Annotated in this window: 1 protein-coding gene; it reads right to left on the bottom strand. The window is 42.0% G+C overall.

Annotated elements, in window-relative coordinates:
* Positions 1–431 (bottom strand): YchE family NAAT transporter (locus tag R7Q11_RS25440; protein WP_225466909.1); only part of this gene is annotated, 431 nt, incomplete at its 3' end.
* Positions 432–858 lie beyond the last annotated feature (427 nt).

The raw sequence follows: 858 nt of genomic DNA, 5'->3' as shown, positions 1-858 counted from the left end.
CTTGGGTAACGCGCGCCATAAACGATTGTTGAGCTGATTGCACCAGGACCAGCCATTAGTGGCATCGCTAGTGGTACAACGCCGATCTGTTCGCGGCTAACGTACTCAGATTTTTCTTGTTTGTTCTGCTTATCCTCACCGAGCTTACCGCTCATCATCGAAAAGGCGATGCTTAACAGCAGCAAGCCACCTGCCACTCGGAATGAATCCAGTGAAATACTGAACATATCCAACAGTAACTGACCTGCAAGCAGGGAAATGATCAGGATCACGGCCACTGCCACATTGGCTGTTGTCGCGGTTTTGATCTTTTCTTCTGGTGTCATATGTCCGCTTAAAGACACGAAAACAGGCATGATGCCTACAGGGTTAACGGCGGCAACCAACCCCAAGAAAAACTGCAGGAAAATGGCTAGCTCTAAAGTCTGCATATTGCGTACTCGTAAATGTTCACATTAGTGAAAAACGGAAAGGGTAAATTTACACCAATCTATCGGGTTTTGTTGCTAAGTAAATTCGTGGGAGGTGACTACAGTTAGAAAGGGATGGATAACTGCGATACGCACCTTTGTTCTTATCGAATTTCTGCGCAATTATTGGAACATCTACTTACCAGATTCCAGATTGGTTTTCGGCGCTAAATGTAAGGCAAAAGTGCATTAGGAAGAAATGAAAAAAACTAACGTATTGACCCCACTATTTGTGAGAAAAACTAATTTTTTAATAAAATGTATCTAATCTGAGAGTGAAATGTTACATAGGATGTTGCTGTGAAATTGTGCTGTTTTACACAAACGTTAACATTCGCACATTTTTGATAAAAACAAAGGTGGTTTGTAGAGAGATGTATTTGATTCG

It is taken from the genome of Vibrio sp. 970 (genome assembly GCF_033339075.1).
Note: the sequence above shows the minus strand (reverse complement) of the source record. Positions and strands in the feature narration are given on the sequence as shown.